The sequence below is a fragment of the Herminiimonas arsenitoxidans genome, assembly GCF_900130075.1.
GTDB lineage: Bacteria > Pseudomonadota > Gammaproteobacteria > Burkholderiales > Burkholderiaceae_D > Oxalicibacterium > Oxalicibacterium arsenitoxidans.
In genome coordinates this window covers 492,234-510,095 of the sequence record NZ_LT671418.1, presented here as the reverse complement: position 1 = coordinate 510,095, position 17,862 = coordinate 492,234, and the positions used below count along the sequence as shown (strand labels likewise).

17 protein-coding genes are annotated in these 17,862 nt (G+C 51.0%); 12 read left to right on the top strand and 5 right to left on the bottom strand.

Annotation, left to right across the window (positions count from 1 at the left end):
• The first annotated feature begins 68 nt into the window (after nt 1-68).
• From BQ6873_RS02370 to BQ6873_RS02345, 6 genes are read left to right on the top strand one after another with little or no spacing between them, the layout of a single operon-like run.
• Nucleotides 69-887 (top strand): ABC transporter ATP-binding protein, encoded by an 819-nt coding sequence (locus BQ6873_RS02370; protein WP_231949206.1) that lies wholly within the window; start codon nt 69-71, stop codon nt 885-887.
• On the top strand, nt 884-1,897 hold the full coding sequence (locus BQ6873_RS02365) for an ABC transporter substrate-binding protein (protein ID WP_076591220.1): 1,014 nt from the start codon (nt 884-886) through the stop codon (nt 1,895-1,897). The genes BQ6873_RS02370 and BQ6873_RS02365 overlap by 4 nt, the downstream gene beginning before the upstream one ends.
• 8 nt (nt 1,898-1,905) lie before the next feature.
• Complete coding sequence (locus tag BQ6873_RS02360) at nt 1,906-2,661, top strand: ABC transporter permease (protein WP_076591219.1); 756 nt, start codon at nt 1,906-1,908, stop codon at nt 2,659-2,661.
• A gap of 47 nt (nt 2,662-2,708) precedes the next feature.
• On the top strand, nt 2,709-5,114 hold the full coding sequence (locus tag BQ6873_RS02355; RefSeq protein ID WP_076591218.1) for a hypothetical protein: 2,406 nt from the start codon (nt 2,709-2,711) through the stop codon (nt 5,112-5,114).
• Between the two features lie 47 nt (nt 5,115-5,161).
• Nucleotides 5,162-5,782 (top strand): hypothetical protein, encoded by a 621-nt coding sequence (locus BQ6873_RS02350; protein ID WP_157889096.1) that lies wholly within the window; start codon nt 5,162-5,164, stop codon nt 5,780-5,782.
• A gap of 26 nt (nt 5,783-5,808) precedes the next feature.
• Nucleotides 5,809-6,420 (top strand): hypothetical protein, encoded by a 612-nt coding sequence (locus BQ6873_RS02345; protein ID WP_076591216.1) that lies wholly within the window; start codon nt 5,809-5,811, stop codon nt 6,418-6,420.
• 246 nt (nt 6,421-6,666) lie between these two features.
• On the opposite strand, the gene BQ6873_RS02340 is transcribed toward BQ6873_RS02345, so the two are convergent.
• A complete protein-coding gene (locus BQ6873_RS02340) occupies nt 6,667-7,977 on the bottom strand; it encodes an MFS transporter (protein WP_076591215.1) in 1,311 nt (436 codons plus the stop codon).
• Between the two features lie 329 nt (nt 7,978-8,306).
• Entirely contained in the window at nt 8,307-9,209 is a 903-nt protein-coding gene (locus BQ6873_RS02335; RefSeq protein WP_076591214.1) for a LysR family transcriptional regulator, read from the bottom strand.
• A gap of 103 nt (nt 9,210-9,312) precedes the next feature.
• Between BQ6873_RS02335 and BQ6873_RS02330 the strand changes: the two genes are divergently transcribed.
• Complete coding sequence (locus tag BQ6873_RS02330; RefSeq protein ID WP_076591213.1) at nt 9,313-9,927, top strand: NAD(P)-dependent oxidoreductase; 615 nt, start codon at nt 9,313-9,315, stop codon at nt 9,925-9,927.
• Nucleotides 9,928-10,026: 99 nt separating this feature from the next.
• Here the strand turns inward: BQ6873_RS02330 and BQ6873_RS02325 are convergent, their stop codons facing one another.
• Entirely contained in the window at nt 10,027-10,524 is a 498-nt protein-coding gene (locus BQ6873_RS02325) for a hypothetical protein (protein WP_076591212.1), read from the bottom strand.
• Between the two features lie 153 nt (nt 10,525-10,677).
• Nucleotides 10,678-11,178, bottom strand: coding sequence for a DUF1269 domain-containing protein (locus BQ6873_RS02320; protein WP_076591211.1), 501 nt, complete (start codon nt 11,176-11,178; stop codon nt 10,678-10,680).
• 358 nt (nt 11,179-11,536) lie between these two features.
• On the opposite strand from BQ6873_RS02320, the gene folE reads away from it, so the two are divergent.
• From folE to BQ6873_RS02305, 3 genes are all read left to right on the top strand, one after another.
• Nucleotides 11,537-12,106: a GTP cyclohydrolase I FolE gene (gene folE / locus BQ6873_RS02315; RefSeq protein ID WP_076593900.1), complete on the top strand. Its 570-nt coding sequence runs from the start codon at nt 11,537-11,539 to the stop codon at nt 12,104-12,106.
• Between the two features lie 244 nt (nt 12,107-12,350).
• A complete protein-coding gene (locus BQ6873_RS02310) occupies nt 12,351-14,528 on the top strand; it encodes a TonB-dependent siderophore receptor (protein ID WP_076591210.1) in 2,178 nt (725 codons plus the stop codon).
• 165 nt (nt 14,529-14,693) lie between these two features.
• On the top strand, nt 14,694-15,275 hold the full coding sequence (locus tag BQ6873_RS02305) for a phospholipase D family nuclease (protein WP_076591209.1): 582 nt from the start codon (nt 14,694-14,696) through the stop codon (nt 15,273-15,275).
• A gap of 84 nt (nt 15,276-15,359) precedes the next feature.
• Here BQ6873_RS02305 and BQ6873_RS02300 read toward each other — a convergent pair whose 3' ends face one another.
• The gene (locus BQ6873_RS02300; RefSeq protein ID WP_076591208.1) at nt 15,360-16,115 is read right to left on the bottom strand and encodes a 3-oxoacyl-ACP reductase family protein; all 756 of its coding nucleotides are present in this window, start codon (nt 16,113-16,115) and stop codon (nt 15,360-15,362) included.
• 123 nt (nt 16,116-16,238) lie between these two features.
• On the opposite strand from BQ6873_RS02300, the gene BQ6873_RS02295 reads away from it, so the two are divergent.
• Nucleotides 16,239-17,162: a LysR family transcriptional regulator gene (locus tag BQ6873_RS02295; protein WP_076591207.1), complete on the top strand. Its 924-nt coding sequence runs from the start codon at nt 16,239-16,241 to the stop codon at nt 17,160-17,162.
• 1 nt (nt 17,163) lies between these two features.
• The gene (locus BQ6873_RS02290) at nt 17,164-17,829 is read left to right on the top strand and encodes a tRNA-uridine aminocarboxypropyltransferase (RefSeq protein ID WP_076591206.1); all 666 of its coding nucleotides are present in this window, start codon (nt 17,164-17,166) and stop codon (nt 17,827-17,829) included.
• Nucleotides 17,830-17,862 lie beyond the last annotated feature (33 nt).

Here is a 17,862-nt window from a genome sequence, read left to right as displayed (position 1 = left end):
TGTGATGCATTTTTTACACCGGGCTATTCCTCATTGTTCAACGGATACCAGTCATGTACGAGAAACAGATGGCTCATCTTCGAGTCGACCATATCAACTTTGCCTATGAAAACGGGCAGACGGTATTCCGCGACTTCTCGATAGAAGCAAAGCCCGGCGAATTCCTCGCCCTGCTCGGCCCGTCTGGTTGCGGTAAAAGCACCTTGCTCAACCTGCTGTCGGGTTTCCTGCAGCCGCAGAGAGGCAGCATCCAGGTCAATGAACACAAGGCTCGGCCAGAGATGCAGGAACTCGGCTATGTATTCCAGTCGCCGCAACTCTTCCCATGGCTGAATGCTCTCGACAATGTAGCTTTTGGTTTGCGTATGCGAGCCGACGTCACCCGTATCGAACGTGAACAGAAAGCGCGTGAAGCGCTGGCACTGGTTGGCCTGGCAGATGCCGCACAGCGCCTGCCGCATCAGCTGTCAGGCGGCATGCAGCAACGCATCTCGCTGGCGCGCACCTTAGCGATGGAACCGACATTGCTGTTGATGGATGAACCCTTCGCCGCCTTGGATGCCATCTCGCGCCAAAGCATGAACGAAGAATTGCTGCGGCTCTGGTCTTCGCTCAAACAAACCGTGGTCTTCATTACGCATGACATCGACGAAGCAGTCTTCCTCGCTGATCGCGTAGTCGTGCTTGGCAAGGCACCGCAAGGCGTGAGGCACAGCTTCTCTATCGACTTGCCACGCCCACGCATCCATCGCGAGACGCGACGCCTGCCGCAATTCCATGAATACAGCAGCAGCCTGATGGACACCATTTCCACTGCAGATTTCCCGAACGCCGTTGCAGTTGAAGACGCGCACTCCTTCCCACTTCTTTCTGAAAGTACGCTATGAAACCTGTAAAGCTGCTGATAACACTCTCACTAGCGCTGGCATCGGTCAGCGCCGCTACCGCGCAAGCGCAGGAAAAACCTATCCGCATCGGCTGGGTCTACGCGATGGCCAATGCACCCGCAGTGATTGCAGATCGCAAAGGCTACTTCAAGGAAGAAGGCGTCAATGTCGAAATCAAATCCTTCGGCGACGGCCCCATCCTGCAACAAGCTTTGTCAGCCGGCGACCTAGATATGGCATACATAGGCGCGCCGCCAGTATTCCAATGGTATGCACGCGGCCTCAACAGCCGCATCCTGGCCAAAGTCAATTACGGCCAGGCTGCAGTGATTACACAGGCAAACAGTTCTATCCGCACAGTCGCCGACCTCAAGGGCAAGAAGATAGCCGGTGTCGCCAAAGGCAGCGGTATGGATGTCTTGTTGCGCGGCTACGTTTTGAAGGAAGCGGCAGGCCTCGAACCTGACCGTGACACTACCATCGTTAATATGCCCGCCGGGAATATGCCTGCGGCACTTGATCGCAACCTGGTCGATGCCGCCTTCACGTGGGAACCATTCATCGCCACTGCACTGCTGCGTGGTAACACTCGCCTGGTTCTCGACATTAACAAGGCTATCCCGCAATACCCTTGGTACATCGTGATGGCAATGCCGCGTACGCTGGCGCAACGTCCTGATGACATCGTCAAAGTCCTGCGCGCGCATCGTCGTGCCATCGACTTCCTGAACAAGCATCCTGATGAAGCGAACCAGATCATCGCCGAAGCCTTCGAAATCCCAACCGTCAAAACTGTCGATGGTCGTGAAATCAAACCGATCGAAGTCGTCAAAGAAGCGCGTAAACGCATAGGCTGGTCCGATCGCATCCAGCAAAACGATGTGCAGTTCATCCAGCAATTGATGAACTACTCGCGTGCGCTCGGCTTCCTGAACAAGGATTTGCGCGCAACGGAAATCATCGACACCACATGGCAACAGCGCGCTGAAAAAGCGCCAGCCAAACGCTAAGGACGCGCATGCGTATATTGGGTTTAAAACCGTCGTGGGGCTGGGCTGCCTTACCTGCACTCATCCTAGCGTGGAGTCTAGCAGCCAGCCGCTTCCCGTCCTACATCTTGCCGCAACCATGGGAAGTGGCACAGGAAGGATGGCGCTGGCTGGAAAGCGGCAAGCTGTGGGCACACCTCGGCGCGAGTTTGCTGGAAGAGCTGGGCGGCTTCGGTGCGGCCATCGTGGTCGCCGTCATCGTCGGTACTGCGGCCGGCATCTCACGCAATGTGCGCGATTTCATCACGCCGTTGAATGGCCTGTTCATGGCGATCCCGCCGATTGCGTGGGCACCGCTGACCATGATCATCTTCGGCATCGGTTATCTATCCATCATCGTCGTCATCTTCATCGCCGCCGTATGCCCGATGACGCTGGCGATACAGGATGGTGTGCAGGCGATACGCGGTGGTGAAGTACGCGCCGCACGCATTCTCGGCGCAAATCGTATCCAGTTGCTGGTGCACGTCTATTTCCCCGCCACCCTGCCCGCCTTCACTACCGCGCTACGCGTCGGCTTCAGTCAGGCCTGGCGCGCACTGGTAGCGGCGGAAATGATAGGCGCATCACACGGCATAGGTTGGATGGTTTCCACCGGCGGACAGATCGGCAATGCCAGCCAGGTATTGCTCGGCATCGTACTGATCGGCCTCATCGCATGGCTGGCCGAAAGTCTGGTCTTCCGACGCATAGAACGCCGCTATCAACGCTGGCGCAGTCACTAAGCGGCACTGGATCTCCGAATAGCAATTAATAGAAATCAGGAAATATCATGAGCAAAAGTAATCCACTCGATCTCTCGCAGCAATATCAAACCTTGCGTAGCAAGCTGGGACCGCACTTTGCGCCTGAAGGCTTGTATGTACAAAACAAAAAACTACCTTTCGTCGGCAGTGTCAGCTGCAACGTCAATCGACTGGAAACCGGTAGCTGGAATGAAATCGTCATCGACTATGAAGTCGGTGCAGCAGGTCTCGCCGATGGCGGCTGGTTCAAGGCTACCTTCAAGTTTTATTCGGACTGGGCCTTGTTCCAGACCAGCGATCCGACCGCCGCCAATTACATCAGCGCCGAATATCAGTCCGGCAAACTGGTGCCGGGGCAAAGTCCGGCGACCGTACAATCCTTATCGGTACGCTTCGATCAAAAGGGCCATGAGCGCCCATTTCAGAAAGCCATCATCGTCGACGTCGTCGATGGCTATCTGAATGCCGGCGACCACATCATCCTGCGCATAGGCGACAGACGCGGTGGCGGTCCGGGCACGCGTGTACAGACTTTTACTGAAGACCGTTTCCGTTTCCGTTGCTACGTCGATCCACTCGGCACTTCGCGCTTCGCTGCTGTCCCGGGTGACATCGTGATCGACATGGCACCCGGTGCAGCGGCACGCTTGCTGATCGCTGGTCCGCGCTTTGTACGCAGCGGACAGGCTGCACCTTTCCGCTTTTCACTGCAAGATCGTTGGGGCAACGCTTGCCATGCACAAGCAGGTAGTCTTTTGCTGCGCGCCTATTCCGGCGATGCAGTGGTCTATGAAAAAACACACGCTTTACCAGACACAGGCTGGGCCAGCATAGGTATCGACGACCTGCCGAGTGATCGCGGCGACCTGCGGCTGGTCGCAGAATTACCTGAACACTTGTATATGCGTCCAGCAATCGCACACTTGAGCATAGACGACCGCTTCCCGGCACCACGTTCCTTCTATGCCGACCTGCACGTACACGCCAGCGACACCGTTGGTACCAATAGCCCAGCCTATAACGCTGCTTATGCGCGTGACATCGGCGGCATCGATGTGCTCGGCTACACCGCCAACGACTTCCAGATTACTGATGAAAACTGGCAACTCGGTGTAGATACCGTAGAAGAATTCAACAAGCCCGGACATTTTGTTTGCTATCCAGTGCAGGAATGGTGCGGCAGCTCGACTGCAGGTGGCGACCACAATGTAGTCTTCCTCGGCGATGCTGCCCCTGACTTCCCGTACAACGCACGCGGCGAACACAATCGCACCTTCCTGTGGAATGAAGACATGAAGGGTTCCGCAGTCGAAACCGGACGCTGGCCGGTGGAAGAACTGTGGGCGGCCTACATCGACGATCCCGAGCAACATCTGATCATGCCGCACGTCGGTGGCCGTCGCTACATTCCTGACTGGCATCATCCGGAACTGGAACGCCTGGTCGAGATCGCATCAAGCTGGGGTCACTTCGGCTGGCTCTATCAAGATGTCATCACACGCGGTTACCGCATCGGCGTTGCCGCCAGCGGTGACGAACATCGCGGTCGCCCGGGTGGCGGACCTCCAGGCACACAAGTATTCGGCGTACACGGCGGATTGACAGGCGTCATCGCCGAATCACTGGACAGACGCAGCATAGGACGCGCACTGCGCGCACGTCATACCTGGGCCACCACCGGCGAACATACTGCTTTGCTAGTTAACGCCGGCCAACATATTCAGGGCGATGAGTTTACGCACTCTGGTCCGCTAAAGCTCAACTACAACTTCCTCGGTAGCGCAGGCTGGGATGAAATTGCTGCTTATGATCACACGGGGCTGATCTGGAAACGTAATCTGCATGAAGAGCTGGGCTACTCGGATCGACTGATACGTTTGCGCTGGGGTGGCGCACGCGTACCTGATCGTTATCGCTGGGCTTCATGGCGTGGTCGCATCACGATACTGAATGGCACCATCAATCGCTTCCAGTCACATGGCTTTGAACATGGTGAAGAAAACTGCTGGCGCGAAGGCACGACTGACATCGTATTCCGTAGCGACACGTATGGCGATGCCGACAGTATAGATATCGACATCACCAATCTGCAGAACTGCACGATACGCATAGAAGGAACGATAGACAGCTACATCAAGGTCGGTGATCCATTGCAGCCGAATCCATTCAAGCATGTACCGACCTTCCAATGGGAGATCAGCGGCGCGTCCTTACTACAGGAAGGTGCTCTCAGGCAAGAGCTGGGTGGAACAGAACTGTTCCTCGCATTGGAACGTTTGACCGAGCAAGCCCTACCCGTCACGGTACAAGGTGAACTGGAAGTCGAATTGAAAAAGACTTCCTTCGGACATCACCCGGTCTACTTCACCGGCCGCCAGCAAGACGACAGCAAGGTATGGTCATCTGCAATGTTTGTTACGCCTATTGATTGACGAGAAATGTCTTAAGTCCAACCTTCAAATCCAATTAAAAAGCCCGCATGCGCGGGCTTTTTTTCATACAACAAGCAAATGATGAGAACCGACAAAGCAAGTCGAAAACCGTAGCAAACACCTTCTGCTCTCAACTTAATTTTGATCCTGCCGTTAATGATTTACCAGCTCTTAGCCTAAAAGGTTCGCCGATGAACGTTACATCCGTTAATAACACTGCAATTACATTGTCCACGGCTGCCCAAGCTCAAGAACTCACTCCGATACAAGTTGAAACAGAGACGGATGCCAACGCGGATGAAAAACCAGCCAGTACCAGAGTCACCATATCCGACTTAGGACAGATACTCTCCGCAAAGGGAAAAGCAGCGACAAAAAATCAAGACATTGATAGCAGCAGCCTTCCTGACACCATCAAAGATCTGCTCAAGCGAATTCGACAGATCAAAGAACAAATACAAGAACAGCAGCAAAAGCTGAATACCATTATGGCGAATCAAAAACTGAGCCCGGAAGAAAAGCAGAAACAACTACTTCAGGTGCAAGCCACGATCAGCTCGCTGAGCGGCGCACTTACCTCAGCCTACGGTCAATTGGAAAAAACAATGCGCGATCAGGATTTGACTCAGGATCAGCAAATTGCTGCCGCTTCTTTGTTGGCGGTATAGCGACAACAAAATCCCATATTCATGGGATGCAATCGCCTGCCATTAATCTGTACCTTTATGTTTCCATAAAGAAACCAATCGCAAATAAGGTAGACGAAATGTTTCACAGAATCGCCCTAACAAGCGCGCTAATTTTCCTATGCGCAGCCTGCAACACAACCCCTCCCCCAAACTACAAAAATCCAATTGCTCCCGACAATGCTAAGGTCAGCTTTGAATCAGACTTTGAGCTGCATACACACTTCTATGTCAATACTGATAACACGCCACAATCTTGTGGAAAGTTCGAGCGTGCCGGCTATCTGTTGAAGCGTGACTCCATCCTGCTTTATGACAAAGCGAATTACGAAATTAAAATCGAGGTGCCATCGAATAAGGTCGTCGGCATTAGCGCAAGTCACTATTTCGACGATCCGACCTATCGTTCAAGCTGCTTTCCTAAACCGGTGTTTTTTACGCCAGAGGCAAACGCAAATTACATCGTCAAAGTTAACTTAATTCGCACCGACCGCGGGGGGCGTCTACCGCTGGGTGGACAATGCTATGTATCAGTAGCGAATCTGAAAACCGACGGTTCCTATGTAAACGTGAAAACGAATGCAAAACCACCGTGTAAGGAACAAGAGATTGAAAAGTGAATTACAGTCTAAAATCAATTTCTGGGACGCAATTAGTCCTAGAAACGCTTGCTTAGCTTGACGATTTCCATATGCCTCGGTCAAGTGGGTGATCGGCCGGCAATGCACTAACTGTTTTTACAGTCACGTGTGGAAACATTTGTTTGGCATCCCTCCTGACACGATTAAATATCTACTCAAGCGAATTCGACAATAAAAAAGCCCGCTTACGCGGGCTTTTTTTCAACCAGTAACAAGCAGCGATGCTTACTTGTTCACCAGTGAACGTGGTTGCAACAATGCCAGGCATGCGCCCAGTATCAAAGCGCCAGCCACAAAGTACATACCGGCGTTGGTGCTGCCAGTGACGTCTTTCAACCAGCCAACGATCGTTGGGCTGACGAAGCCTGCGAGGTTACCCACCGAATTGATCAAGCCGATACCAGCAGCTGCGGCAGCACCACCCAAGATTGCGCTTGGGTAGGTCCAGAACACAGGCATGGTCGACAGCATACCGGCAGTACCCAAAGACAATGCCATCAACGCCAACACGACGTTGTCACCATAGATGGTGCTCAGGAACAAACCAATGCCGCCCAATGCACTTGCAATCGCAAAGTGCCAACGACGCTCACGCATACGGTCAGCGCTGCGTGCAACCAGCAAGGTGGCGATCACGCCGCAGGTGTATGGAATCGCGGTCAACAGGCCAACGTTCAATGCATCTTTAACGCCCGAAGCTTTAACCAAAGTTGGCAGGTAGAAGCTGATGCCGTACAGACCCATCATGCAGCAGAAGTAGATTGCAGCCATCAGCCAAACTTTTGGATTGGTGAAGACGCCCGCTACCGAGTGCGATTTGGTATCGCCAGCATTGTCTTTGGCGATATTTTCTTCCAGTACTTTTTTCTCATCGTCCGACAACCATGACGATGCACGGATGCTGTTAGGCAGATAGAACAAAGTCATGACACCGAGGATCAGCGAAGGAATGGCTTCCAGCAGGAACAGCCATTGCCAGCCGTGCCAACCGTGCACACCAGCGAAGGCATTCATGATCCAGCCGGACAATGGGCCACCGACCACACCAGCAACTGGGATACCGATCATGAACAAGGCGTTCATGCGGCCGCGACGCGAGGTCGGGAACCAGTAAGTCAGGTACAACACGATGCCTGGGAAGAAACCAGCCTCTGCTACGCCGAGCAGGAAGCGGATGACATAGAACATGGTCGGCGTCGTCACGAACATAGTCGCAGCAGACAGGATGGACCATGTGATCATGATGCGGGCGATCCAGCGACGTGCGCCGACCTTGTGCATGATGATGTTGCTTGGTACTTCAAACAGGAAGTAACCGATAAAGAAGATACCGGCGCCGAGGCCGTAAACCGTTTCGCTGAATTGCAAATCGTTCAACATGCTGAGCTTGGCAAAGCCCACGTTGACGCGATCGAGATAAGCCGCAACGTAACAAAGGAACAAGAAAGGCAGCAACCGTAAGGTTACCTTGGCATAAATACTATCTTCCAGCTTTTCGCGAACGCTGGAGGTACTGCTAAGAGGAATGGAGCTCATATTTAATGTGTTAATTCAGAATTGTCAGGCCGAAAGCACAGAAAGCGAAATTTCGCCTTCTGCTCATGCCGGATGGTGCAGTGCCTCATAAAAAGGCAATACGCATACTAAATTGCTACATGTGCTGGATTGGCAGACGTTTGCGACAGCCGGTGCAGGATAAATACCGGTCAAATAAGAGCCAGTTTTGCTGGCTCCGGGATCATAGCATTCGAGATTTAACGCCACACATGCAAATAATTCATCCTCAGATGAAAATAATGCTGCGAAGCAGCAATGTCAAATCTTACCGGTTCCCGGATAAAAAAGCGCGCTATTTCGTCCGCTGATCAGATTGATTTATCCCAAGCGGGCTCATCCGTAAAACGCTCGACCAAAAAATCCAGCATCGTGCGCAAAGTTGCCGGCATGTGCTTGCGTGATGCATAGACTCCGAACATGCCAAATTCCTGTGGATGATATTCAGATAACAAAGGAAGTAACTGTCCTGAGCGGATAAAAGGTGCGGCGAGGAATGTCGGCAGCAATGCAATTCCGGCTCCAGCCAAAGCAGCTTGCAATAAAGAACTTGCATCATTTGCACTGATATTGCCTTTTACGGCGACATTCACAGGCAAACTATCTCGCTCCAGCAACCACACACTGCCGTAGTGCGAATGCGTCAGGCAGTTATGCAGAGTCAACTGCTCAGCTTGCGTCGGTGTGCCATGCTCACGCAGATAGCCCGGCGAGGCACACACCACTGAACGACAGACGGTCAATCTACGTGCGATCAGATTAGGATCCAGCTCTTTACTGATGCGTATGGCTAGGTCAATACGTTCCTCGACCAGATTAACCACGCGATCAAGCAAGAGCATGTCAACGGTCACGCCTGGATAACGCTGCACGTACTCTGCTACGGCCTCGGCCAGATGCGTCTGCCCGAAAGAAGTACTGACGGTAATCCGAAGCAAACCTTGTGGCGCATCTGCCGGCAACGCCACTACTGTTTTCATATCCGTAGCCAACTCCAGCATCTGGCGACAGCGCGGCAACATTTCCGCTCCGGCTGCGGTCAAACTAAGCTTGCGCGTCGTTCTATGCAGCAGGCGTGCACCGGCCCACTCCTCCAGTTCGGCCAGATAGCGCGAAACGACAGGGCGCGACAAATCGAGTTGATCCGCGGCAGCCGACTGACTGCCGCTATCAACGACCGTGACAAACACTTGCATTGCGGTGATGCGATCCATGATTTGACCGTTTTTAGAAACAAACTATGTCAAATAATACGCTTTTTACATCTGATTTAAGCAACTAAGCTACGAGTGTTATTCAACCTTTTAGGAGAAACACATGAGCAACATCGCAATCATCGGTGCAACCGGTCGTGCCGGCAGTCAATTACTGGAAGAAGCACTGCGTCGCGGTCATACCGTTACTGCCATCGCACGTGATACATCCAAGCTCGCAGCGCGCTCTGGTCTCACCACAAAGAATGTAGACGTACTTGATGCAGCAGCGTTGGAGCAAGCCGTGGTCGGACATGATGCAGTGTTCAGTGCAGCACACTTCTCCACCATTCCGGCTGATGCCATCATCAATCCGGTAAAGAAAGCTGGCGTGAAACGCTTGTTGGTTGTTGGTGGTGCCGGCAGTTTGTTTGTCGCCCCTGGTGTACGAGTGATCGAGACGCCTGACTTCCCAGAAGCTTACAAAGCAGAAGCCACCGCAGGTGGTGTTTTCCTCAATGCACTGTTGAAGGAAAAAGAGCTGGATTGGACCTTCCTGTCGCCATCAGCAGAATTCGTCGAAGAAGCACGCACCGGCACATTCCGTTTGGGTAAAGACGACTTGCTGATCGATGCCAAAGGCAGAAGCTGGATTTCGTTCAAGGATTTTGCTATCGCCTTTATCGATGAACTGGAAAAACCTGCACATACGCGTCAGCGCTTTACCATTGGCTATTGAAGCAAGCGAACATAAAGAAACGGTGGCAGACCGTGATTGGTCTGCCACCGTTTTTTACAAGCGCGACATGATCAACTGATCATGCAGTAGCGAAGTGCGTTATTTGTGTGTTTGTTCCAATTTCCAGTACATAGCAGCGGCAACAATACCGAAAATTATATGAGCCAACATTGTGGTGAAGCCACGCATCTCGGCAAACCACGAGAAGAAATGCACCATACCAAAAAAGTTAAACAAATAAACTGCTAGACCGAATACCGCACCAGTCAGCATCACCATGCCTATGCTTGAATCCAAATGAAATGGCACGATGATCGCAGCCAGAATCAAGGTCAGGACGATACCTAATACATAGTGGGTAACCAGTGCTGCCACTACGACGCTCACGCTGAAATCAGTGGATTGTAGTACATCACGTCCCATGACAATTGCGGCCACCATGTGTGATGTAGCCCAAGGACTATCACCCATAATGATCGTCGCCCAAAGTAATTCCAGCACCATCAACACCGCGCCTGCGGCAAATCCGGAAACCGCTGCCACAGTCCAATCTGGCATGCGTTGCTCCCACCGATGCGAATGCATGTGAAGTTCCATAGCAACCTCCGTAAAGAAAACAGTCACCGATCGTCATACTTGCGGACTCGGTAACTACCCGCACAAGCGACCAGCCGTCTTAACGTCCGCACCACAGACAGTCCAGTCTTTCCATCACATTTTTATTGCAAATAATCTGTTCCTAAAACCTCATCAAGGGAAAACCGGAATATGTGGTTCTTCACCTCTAAAGTGCATCTCTGGATGACGTTCTGCGAGCATTTTTTCAATCTCCCCTACACGACGAGAAGGTACATCTGCAATCATCAAGATCTTGCCTTTTTCCAGTTCGGGATAAAACTTTCTCAGTTGAGAATTTGGCATAGCCGCTGCGGCCATACTCGATGCCCAACCACCAAACAAGACACCCATAATCGTCGTCACCAGCACCGTTGCCGGTCCCAGATCGTAATAGCCAATCAATAAGCCACCAAATGCCATACCAAGCAAAGCACCGATAATCATGCCGGCAGCTGCGCCATGCAAGACATCCGTTTTAAGCAGAAAATTGGCTTCCGGCATATCGTGTGGAAGAGATGCGCCACCAGAAATAAAACTGATATGTCTTATCTCAATACGATTGAGCAACATGTCATCAAGTGCACGATGTGCACTGTTTACATCTGGAAGAAAGTAATAAAGTCTATGTCTCATGATGTCTCCTTTACTGACCTGCTCCGCTTTCAGTATAGGCAGTTTGTCTAGACTTACAATGTATAAACACTGCCACCGCCTTACTGCATTGCAACGTATACCGCAGCCATTTCAGCAATGATTTCGTAGCCTGAAATAGAGGGTTTCATCTAGCGCAAGAACCGTTACAGCATTCTGAGCGACAATACGGTGGACGATGCAATGTGCCAATTTCAACTAGTATGTGAAAAAAGCGCTGCAATATGATTACCTATCCAATACCGGCGAACACATCGCCTGAATGCATAAAATGAAAAAAACACCTTTCCCCGACGAACATCTATCGAATGAAGCATCACTGGTGCACAGCGCAACGGATATGGAACACGAAAATTTTTCAACACACGATTGGCGTCGACTGTTAAGCCATCTTGGTGAAAACCCAGATCGCCAAGGCTTGCTCGAAACGCCTAAACGCGTAGAGAAAGCATGGAAGCACTGGACCTCAGGCTACGATCAAGATCCTGCAGAAATCCTCAAAGTCTTTGAAGATGGTGCCGAGCAGTACAACGAATTGATCGTTGTGCGCGGCATTCCTGTGTACAGCCATTGCGAACATCACCTTGCCCCCTTCTTCGGTACTGCCACTATCGGCTACACACCGAACGGCAAAATTGTCGGACTCTCTAAACTGACACGACTGGTCGACTGCTTTGCCAAGCGCCTGCAAGTACAGGAACGTCTGACCATCCAGATTGCAGATACATTGATGGAACACGTACAGCCGTTATCCGTTGGCGTCGTCATCCGCTGCCGCCACATGTGTATGGAAAGCCGCGGCATCCGCACACCGGGTGAAGAAACCATCACATCGGCACTATTGGGTGAAATGCGCACCAACCTCGGACTCAGAAATGAGTTCCTGATGCTGGCTAGAGAAAAAGATTGATGCTGCAGCACAAGTAATTAATATTTGACGCAATAACCCTCAGTACTAAAACAGACGCGGACACCTCTGGTGTCCGTGCTTCTGATCTGATGTATACCTTCCCAGCACTAGATGTCATTCACGCAATAGCTAGCAGCGAGTAGCCTGTCATGCGTGGCACTTGCAACAAATGACATTAAATTGCTTTCCGTCCAACCTCAAATAAACGATAATGAGAATCATTATTAATTAATTGAGTTTTTGAATGTACGTTTCCAACTTGCAACTTCGCCCTTCTATCACAGCAATTCGACTCGCACTTTTCCTTCTTTCTACTACTGGCGTCATTTCTTCGGCAAATGCTCAGGAGAGTGATTCTCAGCAAACTGCAGCAGAACACTCTGTTCTGCCTCAGATTCAAGTTATAGGTGTCAATCAGGATGGGTTTTCTACTCAGACTGTTTCAACGACTAAATCTGACAAGCCTTTGTTTGAAACACCGCAATCAATTTCCGTCGTCACGCGCGAACTCATGGATGCCAGGCAGGCCACAACCTTGGACGAGGCAATTGAAACTGTCGCTGGCGTGACTTCCTCAACACTTGGTCGTCGTGGCTGGGATGACTTCATGATCCGGGGTCAAAGTGCTTCCGATACGATGTATCTCGATGGACTCAGAATCGGGCAAGCCAACTGGGTGGCACAGGAAATATATGGAGCAGAACGTATCGAGGTCGTCAAAGGCCCTGCGTCCATTTACTTCGGACAAGTCACACCAGGTGGGACCGTCAATGTGATTAGCAAGCGCCCGCGCGCTGAAGCGTTTAATCAAGTCGGATTCACAGTGGGCAATTATGGATACCTGCAAGGTACTTTTGATTTTGGACGGCCGCTGAATTCCGAAAATGGAAAAGCCGCATTCCGTGTCAATGGCATGGCAATGAACTCCGATGATCCGACCGATGGCGTGTGGTACAGGAATCGCTACATCGCGCCGTCTATTTCCCTGGACCTCGGTGCAAGAACAGACTTCACCATTCTGGCAGCGATCAATCAGCGTAATTACGTACGTCAACAGGGACTTCCCGTTGCCGCCACGTCATTGGTGAACAATGGCATATCCGTGCCACAGAGCTTCTTTACCGGCGATTACACCGTCGCACCATATGATGCAGAGCAAAAATCCATAGGCTATGTGCTGACTCATCGCTTTGACAATGGATGGACGCTGAATCAAACCTACCGTCATCTGGATATGGACATGACGGGTCAACTCGCGAACATAACCAGCGCTCCGAATGCAGCCGGGAATTTCAGTCGAAATGTTCTAAGTCAAAATTTTTCGGGACGCTCTGACGGCCTCGACACGAATATCGCGAAGACATTCAATTGGGGCGGACTCAAACACAATGTAATGGTCGGCGTTGATGTGATGTACGACAAGCTTTACAAAGACAGCAAACGTTGCTCTATCGCTGCCCAGAATATTTATAACCCTGTTTACGGCCGTGCTGTTACAGCATGCGGCTATCAGAACGATATAGGAATCGCTGACATTACTCTTGCCCAGAACGGGCTATATCTACGTGATTACATTGAGTTCAATGAGCAGTTGAGCATGAGTATGTCGCTACGCCACGATAAAGCCAGATTGAGTACGGTGTATCCACTTAAGTCTGTACCCACAGTCACAGCAACTGCGAATACGAATACAAATACGGAGAATAGTGCAAATACCGGCCATGTCGGTTTTGTGTACAAAGCCACACAAAACGTCGCTCCCTACATCAGCTATGCCACTTCCTTCCTGCCGCAAACTGAGACCACTTTCGGCGGTAATCCAATCAAGCCCGAAGAAGGCAAACAAGCAGAGATAGGTGTGAAGTTTCTGTCTGACGACAAGCGACTCAGTGCCAGCCTTGCTTACTATGATTTGAAGCGTAGGAATGTATCCCAGACTGACGATGCCAATCCTTTATATAAAATCGCAATTGGTGAACAAACAACCAAAGGGTACGAAGCAGAAATTGCAGCAGACCTCAAGAATGGCTGGCAATTATCGGGCGCATTATCAGTTTTAGATGCGGTTATTACCGAGGCCTCAGCGGGACAATTTGGAACCGTTGGGCAACGCCTCCCGAACGTAGCGCGTAAAACAGCCAATTTCCTGGCGAACTATCGCTTTACTGGCGCGCTTGAAGGTTGGGGAGCAGGATTTGGTGTCCGATATGTCGGTGCAAAGACGGCTACCAATAATGCATATACTGTCCCGTCTTATACGGTGGCTGATGCCAACGTTTCCTACCAAGGACAAGGCTATCGCGTACAGTTGAACATCAAAAATCTCTTCGATAAGGAATATTTTGCGGGTGCTTCAAGTGCCAATTGGGTCCCCGTTGGTAATCCACGAACGGTGATGTTGAAGACCGTATTCGATTTCTAAATATCGATTCTTTGCACAGTTCTTGTTCCGGAAAAAGGCGTGTTATTCACGCCTTTTTTCTTTTTAAAGAAAGGTTCGAGTAAGACCTAGGTAGCCAAGCTACGAATCGCTATACTTCTAAAACGATTTTGAACTGACAATGCTGTTAAAAGAAAGGTGAGCTGCATGAGAAGTGACTTTCTAGCTGCTGTACTCTTTGCGGCTTTATCCGCTCTACCAGTATTTGCAACTGGAGCGAATAATGCAATTTCGCCTCCTGTTATCGAAAGCGCTTTTTCCCCCGATCAAGGTGCTGAACAGCTCGTGTTGAAAAACATCGCATCCGCTGAACGCACTCTGCGTGTTGCTGCCTACTCGTTCACATCACCAACAATTGCCAAAGCGTTGATTGCAGCGAAGCGACGCGGTGTCGATGTCAAGGTTCTGGTTGACGATAAACGTAATCAAGGGAAGTCGAGTATTGCGGCGTTGAATTTACTCGTAAAGGCCGATATTCCAACGCGAACGATCTCAGCCTATGCCATGCACCATGACAAGTACATCATTTCTGATTCCACGAACGTACAAACCGGCTCATACAACTACAGTCCAACAGCCGCCACATCCAACAGTGAAAATGTTTTAGTCGTGTGGAACAACCCTGACCTCGCGGCTAAATATACAGATCATTGGGAGTCGCGCTGGGATCAGGGCACTCAGGCACAAGTAAGCACATATCATCATGACACCCACCAGCAAATGCCTTAGCTGTACTCGTTATATCGCAGCACCGCCTTCAATTTTAAAATTCAGCGTAAAAACGAGCTTGTATCAGCAAGCCCGTTTAAACATTTACGCTGAAAAACCACCATCGATAGTCAAGTTCGCACCTGTTATATAAGCCGCTTCCGGTCCCGCCAGATAAGCGACGAAACTGGCAATTTCTTCATCCTTGCCGTAACGGCTGATTGCCATCATGCCTTTTAAGGTTTCTGCGAAATCACCGCTATCAGGATTCATTTCTGTATCCACTGGTCCTGGTTGTACGTTATTGACCGTAATGCCGCGCGGCCCCAGATCACGTGCCAAACCTTTGGTTAAACCGACTATCGCCGATTTACTCATCGCATACACAGCACCACCAACAAACGGCATACGCTCGGCATTGGTGCTGCCGATAGTAATGATGCGACCACCCTCACCCATGTGACGCGCAGCCTCTTGTGCCGCAACAAAAACGCTGCGCACATTCACCGCAACTGTGTGATCGAAATCTTCCAACTTGAAGTCCTCCAACGGTGCCATCGCCAACACACCCGCATTGTTGACGAGGATATCGATGCCGCCCAAGGTTGTGGCAGCAGTCTGAATTGCTTTCTTCACAGCATTGGCATCAGCACTATCCGCATGAATGGCCAATGCGCGACCGCCAGCTGCCTCTATCGACTTGACAACTTCCTTCGCCTTATCGGCAGAACTGGCATACGTCAGTGCAACCACAGCGCCTTCGCGGGCCAGACGTTTGGCGATGGCAGCGCCGATACCGCGAGAGCCACCTTGAATGAAAGCAACTTTGCCAGCTAAATTTTTTAATGTTGTGTTCGACATGATGATTTCTCCGTAAGTTTGTTGAAGTAGCGAAGCCACGGAAATCAGTATCGAACAAGGATTATGTTGTGACTAGATAGTAATCACTATAATCTATTGAAACCAATGGTTTAAGGTGAGCGTATGGAAACGATGAGCAGCATTGAGTGTTTTGTCCGTAGCGCAGAAGCTGGAAGCTTCTCCGAAGCCGCACGGCGCTTAGGTTTAACCTCTGCAGCTGTGGGGAAAAATGTCGCACGACTCGAGTCCAATCTAGGCGTTCGCCTATTCCAGCGCAGCACGCGCAGTCTCACCTTAACGGAAGCTGGTGAACGCTTTTTAGCCGAAGTCAGCGATGGCCTCGCTGTGATCCAATCCGCCGTCGCCAATCTAGCCAGCGCCGATGGCCAACCGGCCGGCACTTTAAAAATAAGTATGGGAACCGGATTCGGTCGCACTTACATTGTGCCGATGCTAGGCGATTTCCTCGCACGTTATCCAGCGATCACGCCTGACTGGCATTTCGACAATCGTCGCGTAGACATGATTGCAGAAGGCTACGATGCAGCGATTGGCGGCGGTTTCGAACTACCGCCCGGCGTTGTGGCACGCACTTTGGGGCCAGGCCATAGCGTGCTGGTTGCCGCACCAGATTATTTTTCCGATAAAGCGCCGCTGACTTCACCTGCCGAATTAGCTTTATACGACGGCATCTTCATCCGTTCGCCGCAAACTGGGCGCATCCGCCCGTGGTCGCTGCGTAATCGCGCCAACGAGCAAGCTCCCATTTCTCTGCGTGTACGCATGACCATGAGCGATCCGGATGCGGCGTGCGAAGCAGCACAAGCCGGTTTGGGCATAGCCTTGATTTCCATGCCGAATGCGCTCGCCTATCTGGAAAGCGGAAAACTGATACGCGTCTTGCCCGATTGGTATGTCGATATCGGCACGCTCTCACTATATTTCCCGGCACAAAAATTACTACCGGCGAAAACACGCGTCTTTGTCGACTTTGTTCTAGAGCGCTTCCGCGCCCAAAAACTAGCCCAACGTTTTTCCGCTTTTTAGCATGACATCCATCACCAAACGTCCTAGCTGCATCCGTTGTCTACGTCCGCAAAGCACCTGTATTTGTCATTGGATTACACCAGTCGTGCATGAAGTCGAAGTCCTTTTCCTGCAGCATCCATTGGAAGTCAACAATGCCAAAGGTAGCGCACGCCTGCTACATCTGAGTTTGCCGCACAGTCGCTTGATTGTTGGAGAAAACTTTGACGCAGATGAATTGCATACATGGCTATACGAAACTTTTCCCGGCACCGACTCTATGACTCCAGCCAATAAGAATATCCGCCCTATTCTTCTGTATCCCGACACGCCAGAAGATCAAAACATCACGACTACACCGCCATTCGAGTATGCAAAACAAGACGCAACCGTTCAATATCGCCTAGTCGTATTGGATGGCACATGGCGCAAAAGTCGCAAGATGCTCTATCAGAATCCATTGCTGCAGCAACTGCCACGCCTGCCTTTGGCCAATCTACCTGCATCGCACTACACGATACGCAAAGCGCACAAGCCGGATCAACTCTCTTCCTTTGAAGCAAGTTGTTATGCTTTGATGCAGTTGGAAAAAAATGCGGAAAGATATCTGCCTCTACTCGCGGCATTCGATGGATTCGTTGCGCAACAACAGGCCTATAGCGACACGCCAGGCAAGTTAAAGCAGTAGCCGACGCTACTTTGCATTCCTGCCTATAATCAC